General features: G+C 60.1%; 21 protein-coding genes. 10 read left to right on the forward strand and 11 right to left on the reverse strand.

The window, feature by feature from the left end; translation table 11 throughout:
* Positions 1-336: 336 nt before the first annotated feature.
* Positions 337-903, reverse strand: coding sequence for a TetR/AcrR family transcriptional regulator (locus tag E4O97_RS18975; RefSeq protein ID WP_248161951.1), 567 nt, complete (start codon positions 901-903; stop codon positions 337-339).
* A gap of 127 nt (positions 904-1,030) precedes the next feature.
* Between E4O97_RS18975 and E4O97_RS18980 the strand changes: the two genes are divergently transcribed.
* The gene (locus E4O97_RS18980) at positions 1,031-1,819 is read left to right on the forward strand and encodes an SDR family oxidoreductase (RefSeq protein ID WP_103733654.1); all 789 of its coding nucleotides are present in this window, start codon (positions 1,031-1,033) and stop codon (positions 1,817-1,819) included.
* Between the two features lie 63 nt (positions 1,820-1,882).
* Positions 1,883-2,914 carry an NADP-dependent oxidoreductase gene (locus E4O97_RS18985; RefSeq protein WP_248161953.1) on the forward strand — a complete coding sequence of 344 codons (1,032 nt, stop codon included), beginning with the start codon at positions 1,883-1,885 and terminating at the stop codon, positions 2,912-2,914.
* Here the strand turns inward: E4O97_RS18985 and E4O97_RS18990 are convergent.
* The 3 genes from E4O97_RS18990 to E4O97_RS19000 all read right to left on the reverse strand — a co-directional run bounded on the left by E4O97_RS18990 (position 2,868) and on the right by E4O97_RS19000 (position 5,009).
* Positions 2,868-3,740, reverse strand: a complete 873-nt coding sequence (locus E4O97_RS18990) for a carboxylate/amino acid/amine transporter (protein ID WP_005790229.1) — start codon at positions 3,738-3,740, stop codon at positions 2,868-2,870. The two genes, E4O97_RS18985 and E4O97_RS18990, sit on opposite strands and share 47 nt — an antisense overlap.
* Positions 3,741-3,943: 203 nt before the next feature.
* The gene (locus E4O97_RS18995) at positions 3,944-4,543 is read right to left on the reverse strand and encodes an FMN-dependent NADH-azoreductase (RefSeq protein ID WP_103733652.1); all 600 of its coding nucleotides are present in this window, start codon (positions 4,541-4,543) and stop codon (positions 3,944-3,946) included.
* Between the two features lie 151 nt (positions 4,544-4,694).
* Entirely contained in the window at positions 4,695-5,009 is a 315-nt protein-coding gene (locus E4O97_RS19000) for a hypothetical protein (protein WP_032879985.1), read from the reverse strand.
* Positions 5,010-5,058: 49 nt separating this feature from the next.
* Here E4O97_RS19000 and E4O97_RS19005 point away from each other — a divergent pair, with 49 nt between their 5' ends.
* From E4O97_RS19005 to aqpZ, 5 genes are all read left to right on the forward strand, one after another.
* A complete protein-coding gene (locus E4O97_RS19005) occupies positions 5,059-5,982 on the forward strand; it encodes a LysR family transcriptional regulator (RefSeq protein ID WP_005790234.1) in 924 nt (307 codons plus the stop codon).
* A gap of 14 nt (positions 5,983-5,996) precedes the next feature.
* The gene (locus E4O97_RS19010) at positions 5,997-6,800 is read left to right on the forward strand and encodes an alpha/beta hydrolase (RefSeq protein WP_248161955.1); all 804 of its coding nucleotides are present in this window, start codon (positions 5,997-5,999) and stop codon (positions 6,798-6,800) included.
* A gap of 3 nt (positions 6,801-6,803) precedes the next feature.
* Complete coding sequence (locus E4O97_RS19015) at positions 6,804-7,367, forward strand: peptidylprolyl isomerase (RefSeq protein ID WP_078822021.1); 564 nt, start codon at positions 6,804-6,806, stop codon at positions 7,365-7,367.
* An 82-nt stretch (positions 7,368-7,449) separates the two neighbouring features.
* Entirely contained in the window at positions 7,450-9,282 is a 1,833-nt protein-coding gene (locus E4O97_RS19020) for an ABC transporter ATP-binding protein (protein ID WP_032879980.1), read from the forward strand.
* A 174-nt stretch (positions 9,283-9,456) separates the two neighbouring features.
* Complete coding sequence (aqpZ, locus tag E4O97_RS19025; RefSeq protein WP_005790241.1) at positions 9,457-10,158, forward strand: aquaporin Z; 702 nt, start codon at positions 9,457-9,459, stop codon at positions 10,156-10,158.
* A gap of 118 nt (positions 10,159-10,276) precedes the next feature.
* On the opposite strand, the gene E4O97_RS19030 is transcribed toward aqpZ, so the two are convergent.
* Positions 10,277-11,410, reverse strand: a complete 1,134-nt coding sequence (locus tag E4O97_RS19030; protein ID WP_216091932.1) for a GNAT family N-acetyltransferase — start codon at positions 11,408-11,410, stop codon at positions 10,277-10,279.
* Positions 11,411-11,694: 284 nt separating this feature from the next.
* Here E4O97_RS19030 and E4O97_RS19035 point away from each other — a divergent pair, with 284 nt between their 5' ends.
* Complete coding sequence (locus E4O97_RS19035; protein ID WP_005790244.1) at positions 11,695-13,017, forward strand: putative porin; 1,323 nt, start codon at positions 11,695-11,697, stop codon at positions 13,015-13,017.
* Between the two features lie 35 nt (positions 13,018-13,052).
* Here the strand turns inward: E4O97_RS19035 and E4O97_RS19040 are convergent, their stop codons facing one another.
* The 5 genes from E4O97_RS19040 to aceK all read right to left on the reverse strand — a co-directional run bounded on the left by E4O97_RS19040 (position 13,053) and on the right by aceK (position 21,125).
* A complete protein-coding gene (locus E4O97_RS19040; protein ID WP_032879977.1) occupies positions 13,053-13,286 on the reverse strand; it encodes a zf-HC2 domain-containing protein in 234 nt (77 codons plus the stop codon).
* A complete protein-coding gene (locus tag E4O97_RS19045) occupies positions 13,280-13,894 on the reverse strand; it encodes an RNA polymerase sigma factor (protein ID WP_005790248.1) in 615 nt (204 codons plus the stop codon). Before E4O97_RS19045 ends, E4O97_RS19040 begins: the two co-directional genes overlap by 7 nt.
* A 123-nt stretch (positions 13,895-14,017) precedes the next feature.
* Positions 14,018-15,139 carry a beta-ketoacyl-ACP synthase III gene (locus E4O97_RS19050; protein WP_248161957.1) on the reverse strand — a complete coding sequence of 374 codons (1,122 nt, stop codon included), beginning with the start codon at positions 15,137-15,139 and terminating at the stop codon, positions 14,018-14,020.
* 252 nt (positions 15,140-15,391) lie between these two features.
* A complete protein-coding gene (hrpA, locus tag E4O97_RS19055) occupies positions 15,392-19,303 on the reverse strand; it encodes an ATP-dependent RNA helicase HrpA (protein ID WP_248161959.1) in 3,912 nt (1,303 codons plus the stop codon).
* A 112-nt stretch (positions 19,304-19,415) separates the two neighbouring features.
* Complete coding sequence (gene aceK / locus E4O97_RS19060; protein WP_078822025.1) at positions 19,416-21,125, reverse strand: bifunctional isocitrate dehydrogenase kinase/phosphatase; 1,710 nt, start codon at positions 21,123-21,125, stop codon at positions 19,416-19,418.
* 153 nt (positions 21,126-21,278) lie between these two features.
* On the opposite strand from aceK, the gene E4O97_RS19065 reads away from it, so the two are divergent.
* The gene (locus E4O97_RS19065; protein WP_032879973.1) at positions 21,279-22,163 is read left to right on the forward strand and encodes a DMT family transporter; all 885 of its coding nucleotides are present in this window, start codon (positions 21,279-21,281) and stop codon (positions 22,161-22,163) included.
* Positions 22,164-22,252: 89 nt separating this feature from the next.
* Here the strand turns inward: E4O97_RS19065 and E4O97_RS19070 are convergent, their stop codons facing one another.
* Positions 22,253-23,113, reverse strand: a complete 861-nt coding sequence (locus tag E4O97_RS19070; protein ID WP_248161961.1) for a DMT family transporter — start codon at positions 23,111-23,113, stop codon at positions 22,253-22,255.
* 421 nt (positions 23,114-23,534) lie between these two features.
* Between E4O97_RS19070 and E4O97_RS19075 the strand changes: the two genes are divergently transcribed.
* The gene (locus E4O97_RS19075; protein WP_078822027.1) at positions 23,535-24,326 is read left to right on the forward strand and encodes a CPBP family intramembrane glutamic endopeptidase; all 792 of its coding nucleotides are present in this window, start codon (positions 23,535-23,537) and stop codon (positions 24,324-24,326) included.
* Positions 24,327-24,436: the final 110 nt, after the last annotated feature.

Genomic DNA, 24,436 nt, shown 5'->3' on the forward strand with positions numbered 1-24,436 from the left:
GGAAAATTGCGACTGGCCGCCGGCATACGGCAAGTTGATCGGAGCATCCCTAACGGCCGCAGAGCGCGCCCGGAGTCGAAGTTCACATGGGTAATCGCCAAGCGTGACCAAACCAGTGAGCCTCAGCGTAGGATTCAACGCCCTCATCGCTTGCCTCAGGATTGGAGCGCTTAAAATCTAAAGCTCCGCCCGATCCAAAGGGTCTGGATCCAGCTCTTTCTCCCCCCCTGTATCAGCAGCCGAGTGGCAATGACTTGCGCGCCGGCGTATTGCCGGCGTTGGCCGGGGCCGCGCAACTACCCGCCATCGAAACGGCGTGAAGTGATCCGAACGGGATTACGGCAGTGATACCGTAATCTCCCGGCGGCAAACCTCAAGCACTTCATCAGCCAAAGCGGAATCATCCGGGCACGCCCGCGATAACATGATTGCGCCAATGGCATGGGCCATCCTGTTGAGCATTTTCGCGCGCACGTCTTGCTGTGGCTCGTCCTGCGTCGTGTTGTACTTTGCCTCCAGCGCTTGCAGCGTGTTTTCCAAGCCGTTGGCAAAGGTTTCCTTGAGGGTCCCTGATTGACGCGCAGCGTCTGCACACAACGCCGCCAACGTGCACCCGCCGCCGCGATGATCGCGGTGCTGCCGGGACAGGTAAACCTCGAAAAACTCCCCCGCCTCCATCTCCACGCTGCTGGCGAGCGACTGCGCCAGGCCATTGGCGGCCGCTTCTGCCATCAAATCCGCCTTGGAGCCGAAGTGCTTGTAGAAGCCGCCCTGGGTAAAACCAGCGGCAGCCATCAATTCGGCCACACCCACCCCATCGAAACCGCGTTCACGAAACAGCGCGGAAGCCGTCGCGACGATATGCGCTCGATTGTTCTGTGATTGCGTCTTGGTGATCTTCATTTCTATGCGCTCCTGCTGCCCTGCGATAGAGGGATCTTACTATGATGTCGATCATAATCAAAACCGTTGACAGCTTTGATTATGATCGACATCATAAAACCTCCCTGCACTCACTGAGCATCACACCATGAGCACTTCCAAGACCGTTCTCATCACTGGCGCCTCGACCGGCATTGGTGCCGCCTACGCCGAACGTTTTGCCCAGCGTGGTCACGACCTGGTTCTGGTCGCCCGCGATACCAAGCGCCTGGAAGCGCTCGCTGCACGTCTGCGTGAAGAGCACGCCATCACGGTTGATATCCTCCCCGCTGACCTGACCCAGATCGCTGACCTGGCAGCGGTCGAAGCACGCCTGCGCGAAGATTCCAGCATCGGTACGCTGGTCAACAATGCCGGTGCCGCACAGTCCGGCAGCTTCATCGAACAGTCCACCGACAGCGTCGCTCAATTGGTCGCGCTCAACACCACCGCGCTGGTACGGCTCGCCAGCGCCATTGCCCCACGCCTGGCGGCAGCCGGCAACGGCGCTATCATCAACATTGGCTCGGTGGTGGGCCTGGCGCCGGAGTTCGGCATGACCGTATATGGCGCGACCAAGGCATTCGTACTGTTCCTGTCCCAGGGCATGAGCCTGGAGTTGGGCGCCAAAGGTGTCTATGTGCAAGCCGTGCTACCGGCCGCTACGCGTACCGAGATCTGGGACCGGGCGGGCATTGACATCAACACTCTCACAGATGTGATGGAGGTAGGTGACCTGGTGGATGCGGCGCTGGTCGGTTTCGACCGTCGTGAGCCCGTGACCATCCCGCCCTTGCAGGACGGCGCACGCTGGGATGCCTTGCAGGCAGCCCGACAAGGCTTGCTGTCGCAGATCAAGCAGTCCGAGGTTGCCGAGCGGTACCTGACCCAAGCCTGATCAACCGGTTGCAGGCGCGCTCTATGCGCCTGCCCTTCCTCTCGAAGCGATGAGCGTTGAACCATGAAGGCATTTTCCATCGAACGTTACGGCAAACAGACCGGTCGCATCACCGAAGCGCCAACACCAGTGGTGGGTGAGCATGACGTGCTGGTTCAAGTACATGCCAGCAGCGTCAACGTTCTGGATGCAAAAATCGCCAAGGGCGAATTCAAACTGATTCTGCCGTATGCATTGCCGTTGATACTGGGCAATGACCTGGCTGGCGTGGTGCTCAGCGTCGGGGCCGCGGTGCGACGCTTCAAGCCGGGTGACGAAGTGTATGGCCGCCCTCCACAGCAGCGTATCGGCACGTTCGCCGAGCTGATTGCGGTACGCGAGGACGCACTGGCACGCAAACCTGCAAACATCACGATGGAGCAGGCCGCCTCCCTGCCTCTGGTCGCATTGACGGCATGGCAAGTACTGGTTGAAACAGCGAGGCTGAAAAAAGGCCAGAAGGTCTTCATTCATGCCGGTTCCGGCGGAGTCGGCAGTATCGCCATCCAGCTTGCCAGGCATTTGGGCGCATTTGTCGCAACGACGACCAGCACCGCCAATGTCGAGTGGGTCAAGGCACTGGGCGCAGATGTAGTGATCGACTACAAGCAGCAAAACTTCGAAACCCTGCTCAATGATTATGACGTCGTCTTGAACAGCCTAGGCCCGGACGCACTGGCAAAGTCACTCGACATTCTCAAACCAGGCGGTCAACTTATCTCCATCTCCGGGCCACCTACGCGGGCGTTTGCTCGCGAGCAGCAGCTGTCGTGGCTATTGGGCCTGGTCATGGGCGTGTTGAGCAGCGGTATCCGCCGCAAAGCGCGCAAACAAGGCGTGCGTTATGACTTCCTCTTCATGCGCGCCAGCGGCGCCCAATTGGATGAACTGACCGCGCTGGTGGAAGCCGGCATTATCAAGCCGGTGATCGACCGCACCTTCCCTTTCGAGTCCACAGCCCAAGCCCTGAGCTATGTCGAACAAGGCCGCGCCAAAGGCAAAGTGGTGATCACGATGACAGCGCCGCCCGCGCCTGGCGTGCGCCGAGCCGACTGATCCACACCGCGCCCAGAATCACCAGGCCGCCCAGGGCCAGACGGCCCAGCGGCTCATGCTGATTCCAGATCAGCAGGTTCAACAGCAGCCCCACCGGTACATGCAGGTTGTTCATCACCGCCAGGGTGCCACCATTGACCAGACAGGCGCCCTTGTTCCACCAGTACATGCCCAGCGCGGTGCTGACCAAACCAAGGAACACCAGCACGCCCCATTGCAGCGGCGCTTGCGGCAAGAAGTCAGCCTTGCCGAACAGCAGGAACGCCGGCAACACCACCAACAAGGCGCCCAGGTAGAAATAGCCGAAACGCCGGAAGTGCGGTTGGTCACTGGGATAACGCGCCACCAGATGCTTGTACATGACTTGCCCGGCGGCGTAGGTGAAGTTGGCCAATTGCAGCAGCAAGAATCCCATCAGGAAGTGCGGGGTGATCTGATCGAAACGAATCACCGCCGCACCGCCCACCGCCACTAGGGCCGCGACCAGTGCCCAAGGATTGAAGCGCCGATTAAGCGCGTCCTCGATCAGGGTCACATGCAGCGGTGTGAGGATGGTGAACAGCAGCACTTCCGGCACCGTCAGCACGCGAAAGCTCAAGTACAGGCATACGTAGGTCACGCCGAACTGCAATGCACCGATCACCAACATGCCGCGCATGAACGCAGGCTCCACCGAGCGCCAGCGCGTCAGCGGGATAAAGATCAGCCCGGCCAGCACCACGCGCACCAGCACTGCGAAGTAGCTGTCGACGTGACCGGCGAGGTATTCGCCGATCAAGCTGAAGGAAAATGCCTGAATCAGGGTGACAACCAGTAAATAGCCCATGCGCGCCTCGTTTCGAATGGGCGCGACATTAAAGCTTTTCCAGCCTTGAAGAAACTCAAGGCAAAAAAAACCCGACCTCGCTAAAGCGGCAGTCGGGCAGGAGCACTCAGGAGCAACAAGTGCAAAGGGAGGTTCGATACGCGTACTTGAAGGGTTGGCGTGGCGTTATATAAACAGCCCGCGATTATCTGGCGATTAACGGATCACGCCACCTGTGCGAGCAGGGCTTTGGCATGGTTGATGCCTTTTTCCTGAAAGTCGCTGCTCAGGTTCACCCCTTCGGCGTGAATGAAGGTCACGTCGTGAATGCCGATAAAGGCCATCACCTGGCGCAGGTAGGGTTCCTGGTGGTCCGAGGTGGCCCCGGTGTGAATGCCGCCACGGGCGGTAAGCACAATGGCACGTTTGCCGGTCAGCAAGCCCTGCGGCCCGGTGGCGGTGTACTTGAACGTTACGCCGGCGCGCAGGACGTGATCCAGCCAGGCTTTGAGGGTGCTGGGGATGGCGAAGTTGTACATCGGTGCAGCCATTACCAACACATCGGCGGCGAGCAATTCGTCGGTCAATGCGTTGGAACGCTCCAGGGATACCTGCTCGCTGTCGTTACGCTGATCTTCAGGTTTCATCCAGCCGCCAAGGAGGTTGGCGTCCAGGTGTGGAACCGGGTTGAGTGCCACGTCGCGCACGGTGATCTGATCGGCTGGGTGGGCAGCCCGCCATTGGCTGATGAACTGTTGCGTGAGCTGGCGAGAGATAGAATCCTGCTGGCGCGCACTGCTTTCGATGATCAGAACGTTGGACATGGCTATGTAGGCTCCATCGGTGAATGTTGTAAGTCGATGGAGAAAAGATTAACCAGGGCTCATTCGATAAAAAAGCGCAAAAAACTGCTATAACCCATCTATAAATTTGTTTATAAGCGGAGTACTCCTGTAGAAAGGCTCCGCTATCGCTTTATTTGGGGCTGCAGTCCAAGGCAATGCGCATCTTGATGATGGAGCGGTTGAACTTGACCGTGGTGTTGGTGCTTTTGCCTGCTGGCACGCTCACGGTGCGACGGCGCGGCGATTCCGGGCCGTTGGTGAAGATTACCGAACACACAGCATCCTGGGTGCCGTAGTTGTTCAGCTGAATCGAGCTGATGTCTGCGTCCACGTCGGAGGCGGTGTAATCAATGCTGACGCCATCGATCTTTTTCGTCACGTCGATAGGGTAGGCAAATACGCTCATCGGCAGCAGCGCCAGCAACACACAACACAATTTTCTCATTCGGCAGTCTCCAATAAGGACCGCCAGCTTAGGACAAGAGGAGCTCATCTTGAAAGCGCCCCGCGTTACCCTCGATCAATGGCGCACGTTGCAGGCCGTGGTTGACCATGGCGGCTTCGCCCAGGCGGCTGAAGCGCTGCACCGTTCGCAATCCTCGGTGAGCTACACCGTGGCTCGTATGCAGGATCAACTCGGCGTGCCGCTGCTGCGCATCGACGGGCGCAAAGCGGTGCTGACCGAGGCCGGTGAAGTGCTGCTGCGTCGCTCCCGGCAGTTGGTGAAGAACGCCAGTCAACTGGAAGACCTTGCCCATCATATGGAACAGGGATGGGAGGCCGAAGTGCGCCTGGTAGTGGATGCGGCCTATCCCAATGCGCGCCTGGTGCGCGCCCTGACTGCGTTTATGCCGCAAAGTCGCGGCTGCCGCGTGCGCTTGCGTGAAGAGGTGTTGTCCGGCGTCGAAGAACTGCTGATCGAAGGCGTAGCCGACCTGGCAATTTGCGGTTTCAGTATCCCCGGTTACCTGGGCACCGAAATGAGCGATGTGGAATTTATCGCCGTGGCCCACCCCGAACATGCGTTGCACCGCATGAATCGCGAGCTGAGTTTCCAGGACCTGGAAAGCCAGATGCAGGTGGTCATCCGCGACTCCGGCCGCCAGCAACCGCGCGACGTGGGTTGGCTGGGCGCCGAACAGCGCTGGACCGTCGGCAGCCTGGCTACCGCCGCCGCCTTCGTGGGCAGCGGCCTGGGCTTTGCCTGGCTGCCACGGCACATGATCGAGCGCGAACTGGCCGAAGGTGTACTCAAGCAACTGCCCCTGGAACAAGGCGGCAGCCGTCACCCGACGTTCTATCTCTACTCCAACAAAGACAAACCCCTGGGGCCGGCGACGCAGATTCTCGTGGAGCTGCTACGCACGTTTGACACCGCTCCCCTGGACGCGCCTTTCGCCGCTCCCCGACAAGCCTGAAACGGAGTTCATCCATGGCCTGGTTCGACCACGAAGGCTGCAGCCTGCACTACGAGGAATACGGCCACGGCGCGCCGCTGATCCTGATCCACGGCCTGGGCTCCAGTAGCCAGGATTGGGAGCTGCAAGTGCCGGTACTGGCTCGGCACTATCGCCTGATCGTGGTCGACGTGCGTGGGCATGGCCGCTCCGATAAGCCCCGCGAGCGCTACAGCATCCAGGGCTTCACGTTCGACCTGCTCGCCCTGATCGAGCACCTGGACCTGCCGCCCGCCCACGTTGTGGGTTTATCCATGGGCGGCATGATCGCCTTCCAACTGGCGGTGGACGACCCTGCGCGAGTCAGAAGCCTGTGCATCGTCAACAGCGCGCCCGAAGTCAAGGTGCACAGCGCAAGTGACTATTGGCAGTGGGCCAAACGCTGGACCCTGGCCCGCGTACTCAGCCTGCGCACCATCGGCAACGCCCTGGGCGAACGACTGTTTCCCAAACCTGCCCAGGCCGACCTGCGCCGCAAGATGGCCGAACGCTGGGCAAGCAACGACAAACGTGCTTATCTCGCCAGCTTCGACGCGATTGTGGGCTGGGGCGTGCAGGAACAACTTTCGCGAATTACCTGTCCAACCCTGGTCATCAGCGCCGACCACGACTACACCCCCGTGGCGCAGAAAGAAATCTATGTAAAACTGCTGCCCGATGCGCGACTGGTGGTGATCGAAGATTCCCGCCATGCCACGCCCTTGGATCAACCCGAAGTCTTTAACGCGACCTTGCTCGATTTTCTAAAGACAGTCGAAACCACTACCCAGGATCACTGACCCATGCTGAAAAAAATCGCCTTCTTTGCCGGTTCTGTTTTGTTCGCTGCCAACCTGATGGCGGCCGAACCGGCCAAGGCGCCCCACGTATTGATCTCCACCACCAATGGCGACATTGAAATCGAACTGGACCCGGTCAAGGCGCCGATCAGCACCAAGAACTTCCTCACCTATGTCGACAAGGGTTTCTATACCAACACGATTTTCCACCGCGTGATCCCGGGCTTCATGGTCCAGGGCGGCGGGTTCACCCAGCAGATGTCGCAAAAACCGACTGAAGCACCGATCAAGAACGAAGCCAGCAATGGCCTGCATAACGTGCGCGGCACGCTGTCGATGGCCCGCACCAATGACCCGAACTCGGCCACCAGCCAGTTCTTCATCAACGTAGCCGACAATGCCTTCCTCGACCCGGGCCGCGATGCCGGTTACGCCGTGTTCGCCAAAGTGGTCAAGGGCATGGATGTGGTCGACATCATCGTCAACTCCCAGACCACCACCAAACAAGGCATGCAGAACGTGCCAATCGATCCTGTGTTGATCAAGTCGGCCAAGCGCATCGACTGAGGTCTGCAGGTAGCTTCGCGTGGTGCCCACACGGCACCGCGCGCATTTGAAAGGAGAGCCCGCCCGGCGGGCGTCAAACCCAATGCTCTATCGTCGCTTTGAACAACTGATCGATATTTTCCGCGACGCTCCCAGCGCGGCCCCTCCCGAAAAAGTCCTGCCCTTCTATCTCTATTACCTGCGCCAGGTCTGGCCCTGCTTCGCCGCACTGTTGGTGGTGGGGCTGGTCGGTGCGCTTATCGAAGTGGCGCTGTTCAGCTATCTGAGCCGCATCATCGACCTGGCCCAGGGCACACCACCGGCGAATTTCTTCCAGATCCACAGCGCCGAGCTGATCTGGATGGCCGTGGTCGCCCTGCTGCTGCGCCCGGTTTTCAACGGCCTGCATGACTTGCTGGTGCACCAGACCATCAACCCAGGCATGACCAGCCTGATTCGCTGGCAGAACCACAGCTACGTGCTCAAGCAGAGCCTGAACTTTTTCCAGAACGATTTCGCCGGGCGCATCGCCCAGCGGATCATGCAAACCGGCAACTCCTTGCGTGATTCGGCAGTGGCGACGGCAGAAGCCATCTGGCACGTGTCGATCTATGCCATCAGTGCCCTGGTGCTGTTTGCCGAGGCCGACTGGCGGCTGATGATCCCGCTGATCACCTGGATCATCTGCTACAGCCTGGCCCTGCGTTACTTCGTACCGCGCGTGAAGGAGCGCTCGGTGATTTCCTCGGAGGCGCGCTCCAAATTGATGGGCCGAATTGTCGACGGCTATACCAATATCACCACCTTGAAACTGTTCGCCCATACGCAGAATGAACAGGAATACGCCAAGCAAGCGATCATCGAGCAGACCGAAAAAACCCAACTGGCCGCCCGTGTGCTCACCAGCATGGACACCGTGATCTGTATCTTGAACGGCCTGCTGATTGTGACCACCACCGGCCTGGCCCTGTGGTTGTGGACGCAGTCGCTGATTTCCGTCGGTGCGATTGCCTTGGCCACTGGCTTGGTTATCCGCATCGTCAACATGTCCGGTTGGATCATGTGGGTGGTCAATGGCATCTTCGAAAATATCGGCATCGTGCAGGACGGCCTGAAAACCATCGCCCAGCCACTGGCCGTGACCGACCGTGAAAACGCCCCGCGCCTGAAAGTCCCCAATGCCCAAGTGCACTTTGAGCAGGTGGATTTCCACTACGGCAAGAAGAGCGGGATCATTGGCGGCCTCAACCTCAACATCAAGGCCGGGGAAAAGATCGGTTTGATCGGCCCGTCCGGCGCGGGCAAGTCGACCCTGGTCAACCTGCTGCTGCGCCTCTACGACCTGCAGGGCGGCCGCATCCTGATCGACGGCCAGAACATCGCCGAAGTGGCCCAGGAAAGCCTGCGTGCACAGATCGGCATGATCACCCAGGACACATCGCTTCTGCACCGTTCGATCCGTGACAACCTGCTGTATGGCAAGCCCGACGCAACCGAGGAAGAACTCTGGGCTGCGGTGCACAAGGCTCGCGCCGATGAGTTCATCCCGCTGTTGTCGGATTCCGAGGGCCGCACCGGGTTGGACGCCCATGTCGGTGAGCGCGGGGTGAAACTCTCTGGCGGCCAACGTCAACGTATCGCCATCGCCCGCGTGCTGCTCAAGGACGCACCGATCCTGATCATGGACGAAGCCACCTCGGCATTGGACTCGGAAGTGGAAGCGGCAATCCAGGAGAGCCTGGAAACCCTGATGCAGGGCAAGACCGTGATTGCGATCGCCCACCGGTTGTCGACCATCGCACGAATGGACCGCTTGGTAGTGCTGGAGAAAGGCCAGATTGCCGAAAGCGGCAGCCATGCCGAGTTGCTGGCGCAGGGCGGGCTTTATTCGCGGTTATGGCAGCACCAGACCGGCGGATTCGTCGGAATAGACTGATTTCATTGGATAGGTGCCCGGGCAATTCCGAACAATTCTGACAGTTTTCTCTATCGAACTGGTCTTGCGACACAATCCTGCTGTACTGCAATCAGGCCCCAGGAGGGCCCTGATTTAGTCGGCAGGGAAGCTTCACAGACCGTTAATCAGATAGAGCAATCTAAGGAAGTGTTCATGTCACTGTTCAAACGTTCCGTAACGGAAGGGCTGGGTACGTTTTGGCTGGTGTTGGGCGGTTGCGGGAGTGCGGTGCTGGCCGCAGCGTTCCCCAATGTCGGAATCGGCCTGCTCGGCGTGGCCCTGGCCTTCGGGCTCACAGTGCTGACCATGGCGTTTGCCATCGGGCACATCAGCGGCTGTCACCTCAACCCGGCCGTTTCGGTGGGGCTGGTAGTGGGCGGAAGATTTCCGGCCAGAGAGTTGCCGGCCTACATCGTGTCTCAGGTGATCGGTGCCACCATCGCCGCTGCGCTGCTGTACTTTATTGCCAGCGGCAAACCCGGCTTTGAACTGGCGAGTGGCCTGGCCTCCAACGGCTATGGAGAACACTCACCCGGTGGTTACTCGATGGCAGCAGGATTGGTCTGTGAACTGGTGATGACGGCGATGTTCGTGCTGATCATCCTGGGCGCTACCGACCGCCGTGCCCCCGCGGGCTTTGCCCCCATCGCCATTGGCCTGGGGCTGACGCTGATCCACCTGATCTCGATCCCGGTCACCAACACCTCGGTCAACCCGGCCCGCAGCACGGGGCCCGCGTTGATTGTCGGCGGCTGGGCGCTCGAACAGTTGTGGCTGTTCTGGCTTGCGCCGATCCTGGGCGCGGTGATCGGTGGCATTACGTACCGATGGTTGGGCGCAGAAAAGCCTGCCTGACCAACCCCCTCTAGGAGCGAGCTTGCTCGCGAAAAACGTCAACGATGACGCAGGCTTCCAGATGCAGCCCGCTTCGCCTAAGCGTTCTTCGCGAGCAAGCTCGCTCCTACAAGGTGTTTCACTTGCTGTCAGGTTGCCGATAAGGCAAAGCCGCCCTCGCCTCTTCGGCATACGCCAGAATCCCCACCCGTTCACGTTCAAGAAAGTCGTGCACGGCACTCTTGAGCCCCGGATGGCGCAGGTAGTGCCAGGACCGCGTGATCACCGGCTCAAACCCGCGAATCAATTTGTGCTCGCCCTGGGCCCCCGCATCGAAGCGTTGCAGGCCGTGGGCGATGGCGTAGTCCATGCCCTGGTAGAAACAGGTTTCGAAATGCAGCCGGTCGAACTCCCCCAGGCAGCCCCAGTAGCGGCCGTAGAAGCTGTCGCCACCGATCAAGCTGAACGCCATGGCCACCGGACGCGGGCCTTGCTTGGCCAGCACCACGCGGATCGCCTCGGGCATACGTTCGGCCAACAGGCTGAAAAACGCCCGTGTCAGATAGGGCGCTTGGCGGCGCACCGCATAGGTGTTGGCATAGCAGGCATAAACAAAATCCCATTGGGCCTCGCTCAATTGATGACCTTGCAGCCACTCGAACTCGATGCCCTGCCCGGCCACTTGTTCACGCTCTTTGCGCATCTGCTTGCGCTTGCGTGAACTCAAGGCATCAAGGAAGTCCTGGAAGTCGCGATAGCCACGGTTCTGCCAATGAAACTGGCAGCCCAGGCGTTGCATCCAGTCGGGCTGCCGGGCCAAGGCGTCGTCGGCCAAAGCGTCGGTGAAATTGATATGGGCGCTGGAGAGCCCTTCGATTTCCAGGTAACCCGGCAAACTTTTGAGCAACTCAAAGCCGTCTTCGGCACTGGCGGCCAATAAACGCGGCCCGCTGACCGGACTGAACGGCACGGCTGTCAGCAGCTTCGGGTAGTAATCAATGCCGGCACGCTCGCAGGCGTCGGCCCAGCCATGGTCGAACACGTACTCGCCATAAGAGTGCCACTTGCGGTAACTGGGTAATGCCGCCACCAAACGCGGGCCTTCCCAGTGCAGCAGATGTTCCGCCTGCCAGCCTGTTTGCGGGCCCAGGCTGGCGCTGTCTTCCAGCGCGCTCAAAAACCCATGCCGCACAAAAGGCTGGGCCTGCGGCACCAGGGCATCCCAAGTGTGAGCAGCGATTGCGGACAGGCTGTCCAGGCGTTGCAGTGGCATCGACATCCTCATTGTTTCGCGGCATGAAAGCCTGGGCAGTATCGCTTATCGCAGCCTGGCGTACATCTGCAAAACGCGCCGACAGAACGCCCAAGCGTTAGTTCCTTCTCGTTACAAGCTGTCATCTACATGAAATCACTTAGCCACTACTCCGTCATAAACGGTCGCGATACTGACGCCAGTTTTTAGAGCGTCCGGATCTACCGGGCGACATTTTTTCCGTCCGTCATGGGTCGGTTGTGTCCTGGATGGTTTGCCATCCCTCCTCACTTTCGGAGATTGATATGCGTCTTGCTTCCACTAAAACTGCGGCGCTCCTGTGTGGCGGCCTGTTGCTGGCCCTGAGCGTACCGGCCAGCGCTGCAGTCGACGCTAAATTGCTCGACATGCTCAAGGCCAACGGCCAGATCACCGCGTCGCAGTACACAGAACTGCAAGCGGAACTGGCCAAGGACCAGAAAGAACAGCAGATCGCACGCCAAGCTCAGCAAGAGACCAACGAGCAGATCGCAGCCACTGCGAAAAAAACCAACGAGCTGAGCAGCTTCGACCAAAAGCTGGCCTGGGCCGCCAAGACTCAATTCAAGGGTGATGTACGCTTCCGCCAGGAAACCATCAAGATTGATGGCGAACCCAACAACGGTGGGCGTGACAAAGACCGTCAACGTATCCGCGCCCGCCTGGGTGCCTACACCGAAATCAACCCGCAGGTGGACACCGGTATCCGTATCGCCACCGGCGGTGGTGACGATGCGCGTTCTACCAACCAGGATCAGGACGGCTACTTCGATAAAAAATCGATCTGGCTGGACCTCGGTTACATCGACTACCACCCGGACCAGATCAAGAACCTGCACGTGATCGGCGGCAAGATGCTTCAGCCTTGGGTAAACATGGGCGACGTGATCTGGGATAGCGATATCAACCCTGAAGGCCTGGCCGTCACCTACAAATACCCACTGGGCAGCAGCGCCGAACTGTTCGGCAGCCTGGGTAACTACAACCTCAAGGACAACGTCGACGGCGACGGCGTGCAGTTCCGCCACGACCTGCGCCTGACGTCCGGCCAGTTGGGTACGCGTTTCTCGGTCACCGACAACCTGAAAATGACCCTGGGCGGCAGCGTCTACGCCTACAAAAATGACGAGGACAGCCGCTGCACAACCACTACCACACCTTGCGCGTTGGCGGTCAACGGCAACTCGGCCAACAACGAGTTCCGCCTGTACGAAGGTTTTGCCCAGGCAGACATCGGCGGCCTGGCAGTGCCACTGTCGTTCTACGGCCAATACGTGAAAAACAACGATGCCGTGACCGACCAGGACACCGCGTGGTTGCTGGGTGCCAAGTCCAAGGTGTTCGGTTTCAACCTGGACTACAACTACCGCGATGTTCAGCGTAATGCCGTCGTAGGCGCGTTCACCGATTCGGACTTCGCCAACGGTACCACCGGTTCGCGCGGCCACAAGATGAAGGTCAGCTACGACATCGACAAGAACTTCGCCCTGGGCGCCACCTACTTCCTGACCAAGGCGGACTACGCCAGCCGTACCCAGCGGGATGCCAACACCAACACCCTGCAGCTGGATGCTGAAGCCAAGTTCTAACCGTTACTGTAGGAGCGAGCTTGGTGAGCTCGCTCCTACATATCCTTACGGCGCTCGGCTGCCATCTGTTCAGCCAGCGCATCAGCACCGTCCACCGGCTCCTGCGGCATACGCTTGAGCGTCGCCTGCAACAGGCGCATCTGCCGGATAAATCGTCGGCAGTTCGGGCAGAACATCAAGTGATGACGCACCATCAGACGTTCACGGAAGGTCAATTGACCATCCAGATAGTCACTGGAGCGCGCTACTTGCTCTTTACAGGTCAACATTCGCCCGTCTCCTCAAAATGCTCCACCGTAGCAAAGACTTTAAGCCGTGCTCGATGCAGGAGCACACGAACGTTGGAGAGCGAAAGGCTCAGAAGATTACAGATTTCCTCCAGTTCCAGACCCTGGCGTTCACGCAACACCAGCACGCTGCTTTGCAGTTCGGACAAACTCAGAATCGTATGCTCCAGGCATTTGCGCAGTTCATCTTCGGTCAGCAGCGCTTCAGGGGTGTCCTGGTGCCAGGCATACGGGGCGACGGCCCAATGGCCATCATCCGGGCTGAAGCGATCATCACCAATGGTGCCGTGGGGCGAAGGCAAATCGTCGAGCAGTACTTCCCGACGATTCTGCTTGTAACGTCCCTTGGCGGCGTTGGCGGTAATGGTCAATAACCATGTCTTGAGGCTCGATCGCCCTTCGAATCTGGCCAGGTTGCGTACGACCGAAACCCAGGCGTCTTGCACGATTTCGTCGGCGTGGCGCTGACCGACGATGGCGTAGGCCACCGCCCGCATTGCGCTCTGGTAAGTGGTGACCAATTCCTTGTAGGCCCGCTGCTCACCCTTGAGCAGGCGTTCAAGCAGGTGCGCGTCGTCCGCTGCTGCCATTCAAACCTCTATTTAAAAGTGCACACCCGGTCCTGTGGGAGCTGGCTTGCCTGCGATGCAGATACCTCGGTGTATCAGTCACACCACAGTGATGCCATCGCACGCAAGCCAGCCCCCACACAATCAGCGTTTGCGCAGGATCACACTGCCAATCGAATACCCGGCGCCAAAGGAGCTGAGTACGGCAACCGAGTCCTTGGGCAAGTCATCCTGGTAAGTGTGAAACGCAATCACCGAGCCGGCCGAGCTGGTATTGGCGTAAGTATCGAGGATCACTGGCGCTTCTTCCACCGACGCGTCGCGCCCCAGCAGCTTTTTCACGATCAGGTGGTTCATGCTCAGGTTGGCCTGGTGCAGCCAGAAGCGCTTCACATCGGTCACACTCAACTGATTTTCCGCCAGGTGCGCGCCGATCAATTCGGCCACCATCGGGCAGACATCGCGAAACACCTTGCGGCCTTCCTGCACGAACAGCTTGTCGGGGGCACCGACACCTTCTTCCGCCGTGCGATTGAGGAAGCCGAAATTGTTGCGGATGTTGTTGGAGAACTTGGTCAGCAGCTTTGTACTCACCACATCGAACTGGTGCTCGGACGTCGCCAGGTCAGCGCGTTCCAGGATCACCGCAGTGGCGGCGTCACCGAAGATGAAGTGGCTGTCGCGATCGCGGAAGTTCAGGTGGCCGGTGCAGACTTCCGGGTTGACCATCAGGATCGCCCGGGCCTGGCCCAACTGGATACTGTTGGCCGCGTTCTGGATGCCGAAGGTGGCCGAAGAACACGCCACGTTCATGTCAAAACCGAAGCCCTGGATACCCAAGGCTTCCTGGACTTCAATGGCAATCGCCGGGTAGGCACGTTGCAGGTTGGAACAGGCAACGATCACGCCATCAATGTCGGCGGCGGTCTTGCCGGCACGTTGCAGGGCTTGTTCGGCGGCGCCGACCGCCATCTGGCAGAGCACCGACCATTCGTCGTTGCTACGCTCGGGCAGGCGTGGCGCCATGCGCTGCGGATCGAGGATGCCGTCCTTGTCCATCACAAAACGGCTCTTGATGCCGGATGCCTTTTCGATGAATGCCGCGCTCGACTCCGTCAGCGCCTGCACCTCGCCACGCTCGATGGCGGCGGCGTTGTCTGCGTTGAACTGTTGCACATAGGCATTGAAAGACTGCACCAGCTCTTCGTTGGAGATGCTGTTGGCCGGGGTGTACAGGCCAGTGCCGCTGATGACGACGTTATGCACGGTCGTTCCTCTAAATCTGTCAGGCAGAAGATATTGGTACCGTCGTACCAAACTTAAAGTCGTTTGATTCCGTCCAGCAGGCATCAAACTGGCGACGCTTTATTCAATCTTGTAACCGCGAAGTTTGCCACAACCCTGGAGATTTGGCGCTATAGGCCAGACAAACACCTTGAATGTGGGAGGGGCGGTGCGACGATTCGACTTGCTCCCTCCCACATTTGGCCCTGCCCGGATCGGGAAACCGGGAAAGGTTCAGGGCTCTACCTGGCTCCACTGCTTGCTCAAGCGTTTATCGGAAATCGGTACCTTGGTGCCCAACTGCTGGGCAAACAACGACACCCGGTATTCCTCCAGCCACCAGCGGTACAGCTCCAACTGTGGGTCACGCTTGCCTTCCTGGGCGTGCTTGTTCAAGCGGTTCTGGTATTGAGCCCACAGGCCGCCCAATTCGCTGCTCCACACGCGGTCCTTTTGCACCTGGCTCGGCAGTTTTTCCAGGCGCAGTTCAATAGCCTTGAGATAGCGCGGCAGCTCCTTGAACCATTGCGCCGGGGTTTCGCGCACAAAACCTGGGTACACCAGGTTGCTCAGTTGCTGCTTGATATCATTCAAGGCCACCGCCTGGGCCAGGTCGATCTTGCCTTTGAAGCGCTTTTGCAGGCCGTGCCAGAGTTTCAGCACCTCCAGGGTCAGGCGTGCCAGGCGCTCGGCGTGTTCGGTCCAACCGCCACGCTTGCGCTCGGCCAGGGCAGCCAGGCCCGCGCCATCACGCGGCAGGCTTTCTTCGCCCTCAAGTACACAGGTGTCGAGGCTGGCCAGCAGAATGTCTTCCACCAACGCGTCGATACGCCCCAGTTCGCGGTACATCAAGCCCAGCTCGGTCAGGCCCGGCAATTTGCCGCGCAGGAATTTCGCCGGTTCCGCCAGTTGTTGCATCAGCAGGCGCTGCAACGCGCGGCGATGCTGGAACTCGGCTTCGGCGGCGGTGGAGAAACGCCCTTCCTTGACCGTGCCGTTCTCTTCCACCAGCGCCGGGTACACCGTCATCGACAGGCCGGCGATGTTTTGCTGGGTCTTTTCAGCCACCGCCGCGAACACCTTGGCTTCTACCGGCTGTTGGCTTTTCGCGGTTTGCGGTACGGCCAACGCGGCCTGGCTGGCCTCTGCAAAACGTGCGGTCAGTTCGGCCAGGTCGCGGCCTTCGCCAAGGAACTTGCCTTGGCCGTCGACCACTTCCAGGTTCATCTTCAGGTGGCTTTCTACCTGCTGCGCCGCTTCAGCCCAGGCTTCATCGCTGACCCGCGCACCGGTCATGCGCAGCAACTCGCGCCCCAGCGCCTGGGGCAGCGAGCCCTGGCCGAATTCGATGCGTTGCAGCGCCGCCTTGACGAAGTCCGGCACCGGCACGAAGTTCTTGCGCAATGCCTTGGGCAGGTTGCGTACCAACGCGATGCATTTGGCTTCGATCACGCCCGGCACCAGCCACTCCAGGCGCTCGGCCGGCAACGCCGGCAGCAACGGCGCAGGTACACGCAGGGTGACGCCATCGCGAGGGTGGTTGGGTTCGAAGTGGTAGCTCAAGGCCAACGCCAGGTCACCCAGGTGCAAGGTGTCCGGATAATGCGCAGCGGTGACTTCACTGGCCTGGCGGGCCAGCACATCTTCTTCGCGCATGATCAGCAGGTGCGGGTCTTTCTGGCTGTTGACCTTGTACCAGCTGTCGAACGTAGCGGTCTGGTGAATCTCCGCTGGCAGGCGCGCATCGTAGAACGCGTAGAGGGTTTCTTCGTCGGCGAGGATGTCGCGACGGCGCGCCTTGGCTTCCAGTTCGTCAAGTTGCTCCAGCAGTTGCTGGTTAGCCGTCAGACACTTGGCCCGGGACTGAATCTCGCCGCGTACCAGGCCCTCACGAATAAACAACTCGCGAGACACCACCGGGTCAATCGGCCCGTAATGCACCGGCCGGCGCCCGACCACAATCAGCCCGAACAGGGTGATCTGCTCAAACGCCACCACCTGGCCGCGCTTCTTCTCCCAATGGGGCTCGAAGTGGTTTTTCTTGATCAGGTGCCCGGCCAGCGGCTCGATCCAGTCGGCATCGATCTTCGCCACCATGCGCGCATAGAGCTTGGTGGTTTCCACCAGCTCGGCAGTCATCAGCCATTGCGGGCGCTTCTTGCCGATACCGGACGAGGGGTGGATCCAGAAACGCCGCTGCCGCGCACCGAGGTAATCGCCGTCTTCGGTCTTCTGGCCGATCTGGCTGAGCAGGCCGGACAGCACCGCCTTGTGCAGTTTGGGGAAGTCCGCAGGCTCTTTATTGATGTTCAGCTGCATGTCGCGGCAGATCAGGCTCAACTGGCGATGGGAGTCGCGCCACTCGCGCAGGCGCAGGTAGTTGAGGAAGTTCTTGCGACACCAGTTGCGCAGCGGGCTGGCGGTCAGTTCCTGGCGCTGCTCTTCAAAGCCGCGCCACAGGTTGACCAGCCCGGCGAAGTCCGAATCCGGATCTTTCCACTGAGCGTGGGCCTGGTCGGCGGCCTGTTGACGCTCCGGTGGGCGTTCGCGCGGGTCCTGGATAGACATGGCGCTGGCCACGATCAGCACTTCCTGCAAGCTGCCCAGCTTGGCCGCTTCGAGCAACATGCGGCCCATGCGCGGGTCCACCGGCAAGCGTGCAAGCTGGCGGCCCAACGGCGTGAGTTGGCTGTTACGGTCCACCGCCGAGAGTTCCTGCAGCAGGTTGAAACCGTCGCTGATCGCCTTGCCATCTGGCGGTTCGATAAACGGGAAATCGGTGATTTCGCCCAGGCGCAGGTGCAGCATCTGCAGGATCACGGCGGCGAGGTTGGTACGCAGGATTTCCGGGTCGGTGAATTCCGGGCGCCCGATAAAATCTTCTTCGCTGTACAGGCGCACGCAAATGCCCGGCTCAACCCGGCCGCAACGGCCTTTACGCTGGTTGGCGCTGGCCTGGGAGATCGCCTCGATCGGCAGGCGCTGCACCTTGGCGCGGTAGCTGTAGCGGCTGATGCGCGCCGTGCCGCTGTCGATCACATAGCGAATGCCCGGCACCGTCAGCGAGGTTTCCGCAACGTTGGTCGCCAGTACCACGCGCCGGCCTGGGTGGGATTGGAAAATGCGCTGTTGCTCGGCCGGTGACAGCCGTGCGTACAACGGCAAAATCTCGGTGTGCTTGAGCTGGGCCTTGCGCAGCATGTCGGCGGCATCACGAATCTCGCGCTCTCCGGGCAGAAACACCAGCACATCGCCGGGGCTGCGTCGCTCGCTGCGCTCATAGGCGGCGATTTCATCGAGGGTGGCGAGGATCGCCTGGTCGACGGTCAAGTCATCCTCGACGCGGTTGCCCTCTTCGTCCTGTTCCAGGGTCAGTGGGCGATACCAGGTGTCCACCGGGAAAGTACGGCCCGAGACCTCGACAATCGGCGCATCGTCGAAGTGCTTGGAAAAGCGCTCCAGGTCGATGGTCGCCGAGGTGATGATGACTTTCAGGTCAGGGCGACGCGGCAGCAGGGTCTTGAGGTAGCCGAGCAGGAAGTCGATGTTCAGGCTGCGTTCATGGGCTTCGTCGACGATGATCGTGTCGTAGCGTTCCAGATAACGGTCGTTCTGGGTTTCGGCCAGCAGGATGCCGTCGGTCATCAGTTTGATCAGGGTGTTGGAATCACTCTGGTCTTCGAAGCGCACCTGATAGCCGACCAAGGCGCCCAATGGCGTGGCCAGCTCTTCAGCGACACGGCTGGCGACGCTGCGCGCTGCGATCCGGCGCGGCTGGGTGTGGCCGATCAGGCCGTACTGGCCGCGGCCGATTTCCAGGCAGATTTTCGGCAACTGGGTGGTCTTGCCCGAGCCGGTCTCGCCGGCAATGATCAACACCTGGTGTTTGAGCAGCGCGTCTTTGATCTCATCGCGCTTGGCGGCAATCGGCAGGCTGTCGTCGTAGCGAATCACCGGCAGGCTGGCGCGCCGCGCCGTGACCTGGGCACAGGATGCCTGCATCCGCGCCACCCACTGCGCCAGCTTGTCCTCATCGGGTTTCTTGCGCAGCTCAAGCAACTGCCGGCGCAAGCGGTGGCGGTCGGCGAGCATGGCGTGATCGAGGGTTTTGAGCAGTTGGTCGATGGTGGGTGCTTGGTCAGTCATCAGCTACTTCGACGGTCATCTATGTTATGCGCGGCCGGCAAGTGTGGCAGAAAATCGACTTATCTGGCAGGTCAAACATGTGGGAGGGGGCTTGCTCCCATAAGAGAAAGCCTTACAGCGGGTCCTTTCGGCGATAGGGGAATACGTCGATAACCTTGCCGGCGCGAATCGCGTCCTGCAGGCCCTTCCAGTAATCGGCGTTGTACAGCTCGCCATGCAGCTCGTCGAACAACTTGCGCTGGCCAGCGTCGGCAAACAGGAACGGCGGGAACTCTTCGGGGAATACGTCCAGCGGGCCGATGGAGTACCAGGGCTCTGAGGCCATTTCGTCCTCGGGGGTGCGCGGTGCGGGAATATGGCGGAAGTTGGCTTCGGTCAGAAAGCAGATTTCATCGTAGTCGTAGAACACCACGCGGCCATGACGGGTGACGCCGAAGTTTTTCAGCAGCATGTCGCCGGGGAAGATATTCGCCGCCGCCAATTGCTTGATTGCCAGGCCGTAGTCTTCCAGGGCTTCGCGCACCTGGGCGGGGTTGGCGTTGTCGAGGTAGAGGTTGAGCGGGGTCATGCGCCGCTCGGTCCAGCAGTGGCGGATCAGCACGCTGTCGCCTTCCACTTCGACCGTGCCGGCCGCGACTTCCAGCAGCTCGGCCAGGCACTCGGGCTCGAACTTGCTCAAGGGGAAACGGAAGTCGGCGAATTCCTGGGTGTCAGCCATGCGCCCTACCCGGTCGACACTCTTAACCAGCCGGTACTTCTCGATCACCGTGGCACGGTTGACGTTTTTCGACGGCGAAAAGCGGTCCTTGATGATCTTGAACACGGTGTTGAAGCCCGGCAGCGTGAACACGCTCATGACCATGCCGCGCACGCCGGGGGCCATGATGAACTGGTCGTCGGTGGTGGCCAGGTGGTTGATGAGTGCGCGGTAGAATTCGGACTTGCCGTGCTTGTAGAAACCAATGGAGGTGTACAGCTCGGCAATGTGCTTGCCCGGCAGGATGCGCTTGAGAAAACCGATGAATTCGGCAGGCACCGGCACGTCGACCATGAAATAGGAACGGGTGAACGAGAAGATGATCGACACGTCGGCTTCGTCGGTGATCAACGCATCGATCTGGATGCCGCGCCCTTCGCGGTGCAGCAACGGGATGACCAACGGCCACTGTTCGTCGCGGGTATAAATGCGCCCTACGAGATAGGCGCCTTTGTTGCGGTAGAGCACGGAGGAAAACAGCTCGACCTTGAGGTCCGGGTCTTTGCATACCCAATCCGGCAGGTTTTCCCGCAGTTGGGCTTCGAGGCGACGCAGGTCGGCAGGAAGGTCGGCGTAAGGCTCGCTGAAGCTGTAGTCAGAGAAAATCTGCGCCAGCATGTCTGATATTTTACCGGCCGGCGTGTAGACCCGGGTTTGCGCCGCCCGCGCCCGGCGCAGGCTCGGCCGGGTGGTGTGGATGAACATGCAGCCGTCGCTGATCAGGTCATGGCTGAACAGGCCGCAGAAGATCGAGTTGTACCAGGTCTCGGACAACTCATCGTCAAAGCGCAGGTCGATCAGGCCGATATACGCGCTTTTCACCAAGGGCCACAGCTCGATGTCCTGCAACGCACTCGCTTCGAAACCGGCGCGCAGGCGGGCAGTGACCTCGGCAACTTTCTCTTCATACAGGTTGATGCGTGCCGCAGACGCCGCCTGCCCTTGCTGCCACTGGGCCTTCTCGAAACGCTCGCGGGCCCCATCGGTGATCTGGCGAAAGTGCTCACGGTAATCGTCGAAACCGTCGAGGATCATCCGGGCGATAGCAAGGGCGGGCTGCGACATGCGGGAAACCTCGAACGGGTAGCGGGAAGCTCAGAGCTTAGCCAGTGAACGCTGGGAGGAGAAGGAGGATTTTTAAGGGGCCGTCGTAGTTAGCGATTGTGTCGGCCTGAGCACTGGGCAACACTCCCCGCCTGATTGGCGTAGGAGTTTTCCGTGAGACCTGTTGACACCCTCTACTTGCTGGGACTGGCTGCCATCTGGGGCGCGAGTTTCCTGTTCATGCGCATCATTGCGCCGGAAATCGGCACAGTGCCGACTGCGTTTTTCCGCGTGTCGATTGCCGCCGCCGGGTTGCTGGTGATCCTGGCGATGCTGCGCGTGAGCTGGGATTTCCAGGGCAAGTTCAAGACCGTTTTGCTGTTGGGGGTGATCAACTCCGGAATTCCGGCGACCATGTATTCAGTGGCAGCGCAGGTACTGCCGGCGGGTTATTCGGCGATTTTCAACGCCACCACGCCGCTGATGGGCGTGCTGATTGGCGGGTTGTTTTTCAGCGAGCGCCTGACACCGTCGAAAATAGCGGGCGTTGCCTTGGGGCTGTTTGGCGTCGCCGTGCTCACACGTGCGGGGCCAGTGGCCTTTGATTTGCAATTGTTGATGGGCGCGTTGGCGTGCCTGCTGGCGACCACCTGCTACGGTTTTGCCGGTTTCCTGGCACGACGCTGGCTGGATCAGCGCGGCGGGCTGGACAGTCGCCTGTCGGCCTTGGGCAGTATGCTCGGCGCTACCTTGTTTCTATTGCCGCTCTTTGCCTACAGCGCCATCAGCCATCCACCGGCAAGTTGGGGCGGCTGGCAGGTGTGGGCGTCGCTGCTGGGCTTGGGGCTGGTGTGTACGGCGTTCGCCTACATTTTGTACTTCCGCCTGCTGTCATCCATTGGCCCGGTCAAGTCGATGACCGTGACCTTTATGATTCCGCCGTTCGGCGTGCTGTGGGGGGCGTTGCTGTTGGATGAGCCGCTGTCCATGGCTCACCTGTATGGCGGGGTGCTGATTGCCGGGGCGTTGTGGTTGGTGCTGCGCCCGCAAAAACTATAGGAGCGCGCCCTTGCTCCTGGGGGTGCTTCGCCCCCCAGCGCAAGCAAGCTTGCTCGCCACAGCAAGCTTTGCTCCTACAGGGATAGGTTTTAGTGTTTACGGAATACAAACACCAAGCCGACGATGATCAACGCCATTCCCAGCACGCTTAACAGCGCAAGGCGATTGCCGAAGATCAGGTAGTCCATTACCGCCGTCACCGCTGGCACCAGATAGAACAAACTGGTGACATTCACCAGGTTGCCGCGGGCGATCAGCCTATACAGCAACAGCGTCGCCAGCACTGACACCACCAATCCCATCCACAGCACCGGCAGGTAAAAGCCCCAACTGTGCTCGAAATGGAAGGGCTGGAACGGCACGAACACCGCACACAACAGCATCCCGGCCAGGTATTGCAACGGCAACGTGCCCAAGGGGTTGTCGGTGATGCGCTTTTGCATGATCGAGCCAAACGTCATGCTCGCCAGCGCCAGCAGCCCGAACAGCATCCCGGCCAGGGACATGCCCGCCAGCCCGATGCCCTGGTACACCACCATGATCAACCCGGCCAGGCCCAACCCCAGGCCGAACAGCCGGCGTAACGAGCGCTGACGCTCCATCAGCACCACGGTGAGGATCGGCTGGACGCCCATGATGGTCGCCATCACCCCGGGGGTGACTTTGAGGTCCAGGGCCAGCAGATAGAAAATCTGGTAGGCCCCCAACAACACCAGGCCCGTCGCCGCCGCATACAGCATGGGCTTGCCGGGACGTGGCAGCTTCAACTTGAGGATCGGCACCAGCACCACCAACCCCATCAGGGCGATGGCAAAGCGGATCAGCAGAAAGGCAAAGGGCGAAGCATGGGCCAGGCCCAACTTGGAGAAGATCGCCCCGCTGCTCCACAGCAAGACAAACAAGCTCGTCGAGGCCGCCGCGGCCACGGATTGTTTCGAAAGAACAGACATGAGTTACCACCTGTTATCAGGCAAAAAAGCCGATTCAGTAAGGACTGAATTTCAGTAGGTTTTTTTCAGGCAGGCACAGGGGAACAGCAAACAGCTGATCAGCCCGAAATGCCAACGCCCGGCGGTGATACGACTGCGTACACCGGCGTGCTACTGACAGGTGGGGGGTAGTGACTGATCTGCGCAGGCTGCTTTGCGCCGCACGGCACGACCACAGCGTTGACCGCTGAATCGACTACCGCTATGCGCTGGGAAGCTGGCATGTGCTGATCTTTTTGAAGGGAGAAAGACGCGACGACTATAACCAGCCGCAAACATACTTTGCAATCCTTTCCCCCTTGCCTCGTACGTGGAGGCGTTTTCATGCCCTCGAACCAGACCACTCGCTATAATGCCGCCCGGTTTTTGTTAAGGATTTCACATGATTGCTCTGCCCTGGCTGTACCTCACACTACTTTGCATTGGCTATGTCACGGCCTTGATCTACGGCCAACTGGGCATACTGGCGGCGGTGTCAGTGGCGCTGTTGCTGGTGGCCGGCTACGCCGTACGCCAGCAACGCACTCCTTGGGCACGCTACCTGGGCCACGGCTTGTTTATCGTCCTGGCCCTGGGGCTAGCGATGCACTGGCTGCCGGGTTTCTACAATGGCCGAGGTATTGCACCCCAGCGTTTTACCCCGGACTCAGTGCCCTTCTCGATGTACCTGAACCAGGACAAACCCCTGATCGGCTTCTGGCTGTTGCTGGCCTGCCCGTGGATTGTGGCGCGACGTTCATTGCGCCTGTCGATCTGCGTCACCGCCCTGGCACTGACCCTGACCGCCATCGCTGCCCTGGGTGGCGCGGCCCTGATGGGGATGATCAGTTGGGCCCCCAAATGGCCGGACCAGGCATGGCTGTGGGTACTCAATAACCTGCTGCTGGTGACGCTGGTGGAAGAAGCACTGTTTCGTGGCTATGTTCAGGGCGGCCTGAGCCAGCGCTTCAAACACCTGCCCTACGGCGAGAACCTCGCGCTGCTGCTGGCCTCGCTGTTATTCGGCCTGGCGCATTTTGGTGCGGGTTGGCAATGGGTAATGCTGGCGAGTATTGCCGGGGTCGGTTACGGCCTGGCGTATCGCTTTGGCGGGCTCGGCGCAGCGATTGCCACGCACTTTGGCTTGAATCTGCTGCACTTCGGGCTGTTCACCTACCCGATGCTGGCCGGCTGAGCCTTTCTTGCTGTAGGAGCGAGTTGTTGTGGCGAGGGAGCTTGCTCCCTCACCACAGCCAGCCCACTGCTCCCAGGATTGTTGCAAAAATAAGTTAAATAAATGCCCGC

Source organism: Pseudomonas sp. W15Feb34 (genome assembly GCF_023127765.1).
Lineage (GTDB): Bacteria > Pseudomonadota > Gammaproteobacteria > Pseudomonadales > Pseudomonadaceae > Aquipseudomonas > Aquipseudomonas synxantha_A.

Excerpts from the sequence above, each read along its gene's own strand:
- E4O97_RS18975 (WP_248161951.1), bottom strand. The coding sequence starts at position 903 with ATGAAGATCACCAAGACGCAATCACAGAACAATCGAGCGCATATCGTC.
- E4O97_RS18980 (WP_103733654.1), top strand. The coding sequence starts at position 1,031 with ATGAGCACTTCCAAGACCGTTCTCATCACTGGCGCCTCGACCGGCATT.
- E4O97_RS18985 (WP_248161953.1), top strand. The coding sequence starts at position 1,883 with ATGAAGGCATTTTCCATCGAACGTTACGGCAAACAGACCGGTCGCATC.
- E4O97_RS18990 (WP_005790229.1), bottom strand. The coding sequence starts at position 3,740 with ATGGGCTATTTACTGGTTGTCACCCTGATTCAGGCATTTTCCTTCAGC.
- E4O97_RS18995 (WP_103733652.1), bottom strand. The coding sequence starts at position 4,543 with ATGTCCAACGTTCTGATCATCGAAAGCAGTGCGCGCCAGCAGGATTCT.
- E4O97_RS19000 (WP_032879985.1), bottom strand. The coding sequence starts at position 5,009 with ATGAGAAAATTGTGTTGTGTGTTGCTGGCGCTGCTGCCGATGAGCGTA.
- E4O97_RS19010 (WP_248161955.1), top strand. The coding sequence starts at position 5,997 with ATGGCCTGGTTCGACCACGAAGGCTGCAGCCTGCACTACGAGGAATAC.
- E4O97_RS19015 (WP_078822021.1), top strand. The coding sequence starts at position 6,804 with ATGCTGAAAAAAATCGCCTTCTTTGCCGGTTCTGTTTTGTTCGCTGCC.
- E4O97_RS19020 (WP_032879980.1), top strand. The coding sequence starts at position 7,450 with ATGCTCTATCGTCGCTTTGAACAACTGATCGATATTTTCCGCGACGCT.
- aqpZ (WP_005790241.1), top strand. The coding sequence starts at position 9,457 with ATGTCACTGTTCAAACGTTCCGTAACGGAAGGGCTGGGTACGTTTTGG.
- E4O97_RS19030 (WP_216091932.1), bottom strand. The coding sequence starts at position 11,410 with ATGCCACTGCAACGCCTGGACAGCCTGTCCGCAATCGCTGCTCACACT.
- E4O97_RS19035 (WP_005790244.1), top strand. The coding sequence starts at position 11,695 with ATGCGTCTTGCTTCCACTAAAACTGCGGCGCTCCTGTGTGGCGGCCTG.
- E4O97_RS19040 (WP_032879977.1), bottom strand. The coding sequence starts at position 13,286 with ATGTTGACCTGTAAAGAGCAAGTAGCGCGCTCCAGTGACTATCTGGAT.
- E4O97_RS19045 (WP_005790248.1), bottom strand. The coding sequence starts at position 13,894 with ATGGCAGCAGCGGACGACGCGCACCTGCTTGAACGCCTGCTCAAGGGT.
- hrpA (WP_248161959.1), bottom strand. The coding sequence starts at position 19,303 with ATGACTGACCAAGCACCCACCATCGACCAACTGCTCAAAACCCTCGAT.
- aceK (WP_078822025.1), bottom strand. The coding sequence starts at position 21,125 with ATGTCGCAGCCCGCCCTTGCTATCGCCCGGATGATCCTCGACGGTTTC.
- E4O97_RS19070 (WP_248161961.1), bottom strand. The coding sequence starts at position 23,113 with ATGTCTGTTCTTTCGAAACAATCCGTGGCCGCGGCGGCCTCGACGAGC.
- E4O97_RS19075 (WP_078822027.1), top strand. The coding sequence starts at position 23,535 with ATGATTGCTCTGCCCTGGCTGTACCTCACACTACTTTGCATTGGCTAT.